The sequence below is a fragment of the Hominimerdicola alba 8 genome (assembly GCF_000178155.2).
Classification (GTDB): domain Bacteria; phylum Bacillota; class Clostridia; order Oscillospirales; family Ruminococcaceae; genus Hominimerdicola; species Hominimerdicola alba_C.
The window spans coordinates 1-2,610 of the sequence record NZ_ADKM02000115.1; the positions used below are offsets into that span (position 1 = coordinate 1).

At 48.3% G+C, this 2,610-nt stretch carries 4 protein-coding genes; all 4 read right to left on the reverse strand.

Annotated features, from left to right (window positions below; translation table 11 throughout):
• On the reverse strand, positions 1-1,203 hold a 1,203-nt coding region (locus CUS_RS13645), incomplete at its 3' end, for a type IV secretory system conjugative DNA transfer family protein (RefSeq protein ID WP_002851716.1).
• Positions 1,204-1,306: 103 nt separating this feature from the next.
• Positions 1,307-1,783 (reverse strand): PcfB family protein, encoded by a 477-nt coding sequence (locus tag CUS_RS13650; RefSeq protein WP_037277531.1) that lies wholly within the window; start codon positions 1,781-1,783, stop codon positions 1,307-1,309.
• Complete coding sequence (locus tag CUS_RS13655) at positions 1,783-2,061, reverse strand: hypothetical protein (protein WP_002851722.1); 279 nt, start codon at positions 2,059-2,061, stop codon at positions 1,783-1,785. Before CUS_RS13655 ends, CUS_RS13650 begins: the two co-directional genes overlap by 1 nt.
• 178 nt (positions 2,062-2,239) lie before the next feature.
• Positions 2,240-2,503, reverse strand: coding sequence for a hypothetical protein (locus tag CUS_RS13660; RefSeq protein ID WP_002851718.1), 264 nt, complete (start codon positions 2,501-2,503; stop codon positions 2,240-2,242).
• Positions 2,504-2,610: the final 107 nt, after the last annotated feature.

A 2,610-nucleotide genomic window follows, 5' to 3' on the forward strand; every position in this document is an offset into this window, starting at 1 on the left:
AAAAGGCGCGAGTCGTGTCGAACAGCTAATAAGGATAGACTTAGCCGTTTTTCCGGCAGCGAGCTTATACGCCTTGAATTGTTTGAGTGCAAATGCACCCAAGCGTCGTTGTTCGGCATCGGGTTTCGTTTCAAAGATGTCACCGTAATCAGCCATGACTTCGGGATCTTCGTGTTTTGTGCCATTGAGCCAGCACTCCACGATCTCAAACTCAATGTCGATACAGTTCTTGAACTCCTCATCGTCCTCACGGCACTCCGAATTGTTGATCATGTCGATCAGCGTTTCAAAGTTCCATTGATCTTCGGGGTACATAGCGAAAATCAGTGCAATATACGCAGTATAAAGCAGTTTTTCAGCTTTCACCCAAAAGTCATCGCCGGACGGCTGCTGAGAGGAAGAAGTGTTTTTGATAAGGACTTCCACGAATTTGAGAATGTCCTTCTCACGGTTTTTCTTGCTGATGTAAGCAAACGGATTGTAGTGCATCGACTTTGCAAAATCAATGGTGTTGAACACCTTGATCTTGTAAGGCTCATAGACAGGGATATATCTGCCTTTTTTGTCTTTGAGATAGTTTCCCTTATCGTCTCTGCGGTACACAACTTTTCCGTCAACTCGTTTCGGGCGGCCCCGTTCAAGCATCTTACCGCACTCTACAAGCACCGTGCCTTTCGGATCGGTGACAACATAGCTGCTGTGCATCTGCATCAGGTTCGGCTTGACGAAAAATCGTGTCTTACCTGAGCCTGAACCACCGATAACGAGGATATTTTTATTTCTCGCAAACTTCGGTGCAGAGGGCTTGCCCATTGTAAGAGATTCCGTCCGTGTAAGAATGACATTGTTTTCGGGGCAGGATAAGTCCATATACGGCTCAATATCCTTTTCACCGCCCCATACGGCAGAGCCGTATTCCTCACCCTGGCGAAATTTCTTCTTGTTTTTCGACTTGACATAGAGGATCACCCTCATTACACCCGCTAAACCCAAGCCGAAAAGAAGATCAAACGGGTGTAAACTGGGAAAGATTCGTGCAAATGCCACACCGAGATTGCTCATGAAAGGCAGGATTTTTTCCTGAAATCCGTCACCCTCAGCGGTTCGGTACGCAAAGCCGATCAGGTTGCCCACATAAGAGAAAGCGACATAGGGAACAGCCTTGATGATCAGCTTTTTGAGTTTTCTCGTGTCGATCTGCAATTTGCAGACCTTTCCTTTCTGTTGGTATCGGCACAAAAGTCTGCCGTAAAAATATCATCGCCCCTTGCCCGTGGAACGGGTGCAGGCTGGAAGTGGTTATAGATCACCGTCTGTTCTCCCTTGTTTTCTCTCTCTGTTTCTGTTTGCGAGGTTTGTTCCTGATCTTCTGCGCCTGCTGGTGCATCTGCTCACGGGTGAACTCACCACGCTTCTGCGTCTTGCCCTGTCCCTTGCCGACATACTCCGAAAATGCTCTCTTGAAATCCTCTGTTTTGGCAGCGGAAAAGAAAACATGATAGGTAGGCGGCGAGGTGCTTTTGTCTCTTTTCAGGGCAAAATCCACATCGTATTTTCGTGCGGTTTTCAGGAAATCACCGATATTTCGGTCTGAAACCTCAATGCTGTCGAGCTTGGACGGTGACTTTTCCTGCAACTGCTTGAAGGTCATTCGTCCTTTTTTCTCTGCCTTGCCCGACAAAAACTCCTGCAATGCCGATTTCAGCACATCGGCGGTCATTTTCTCCGCCTTGATCGAAATGTCGATGGTTTTCTTCGCACCGTTTTCATAGTCGGACGGCATTACGCATCACCGCCAGACTTGACCTCGTAAACGGCATACGCTTCGGCAGACAGCCAGTTGTGGAGGTCTGCGAGGGCGGCTTCTGCTGCTTCGGGTGTCTTGTAGTTGCCCATCGGGATCTGATTGCCGCTGGTGTCAGTGCCGACCATCTCATAATCGGGCGTAACAATGCCGTTCTCGTCCGGCTCTGCATCTTCCCAATTTGTGACAACACCGATTCTCACAAGATTATCGTAGTTCAGAAACTCGCCATACTGTGTGGTAATTGTCTTAGCCATGATTTTTCACTCCTCTCCGTAACAGCTCATAGAGCCTATTGTGATATTCCTCCTGAAGCTCGTCAAAAGAAGGAAACACGGTATCAAGCGTTTTTCTGTCTATCCTGTCACCGAGCATATCCATGACGATCGCTTCAAATTCGCTGTGAAAGCTGTAAAACAGGTCGTTTACAGACTTTCAAGCGGCTTCGGAGTCTGTGTCCTGCTTCTCAGGGTTCGGATTGAAATATCCGGTCTTGAGATACACAAGCCTGTCAGGGCAGTAATAGCGATGCTGATCGCCTTTACCGCAGGGGATCGCATAACCGAAGTCAACAGCTCCGGCAATAAGCCCCTTTTTCAGCGTAGCAATGCCGATACCGCTTGCCTGAGAGATCTCAGACAGCGATACATTCCTGCCTGTAAATGCAGGAGTTACCGCCACATTCTTCTTTGCAGCCATAGAACCACCTCCTTTCTCGGTCAGACAGCCATACCATAGCCGAGATCACGCCTGATCTGCTCGTCAATGTTACGGCTCTCACAACCTTCGTTGAAATGATAAGTCAG

Excerpts from the sequence above, each read along its gene's own strand:
- CUS_RS13650 (WP_037277531.1), bottom strand. The coding sequence starts at position 1,783 with ATGCCGTCCGACTATGAAAACGGTGCGAAGAAAACCATCGACATTTCG.
- CUS_RS13655 (WP_002851722.1), bottom strand. The coding sequence starts at position 2,061 with ATGGCTAAGACAATTACCACACAGTATGGCGAGTTTCTGAACTACGAT.
- CUS_RS13660 (WP_002851718.1), bottom strand. The coding sequence starts at position 2,503 with ATGGCTGCAAAGAAGAATGTGGCGGTAACTCCTGCATTTACAGGCAGG.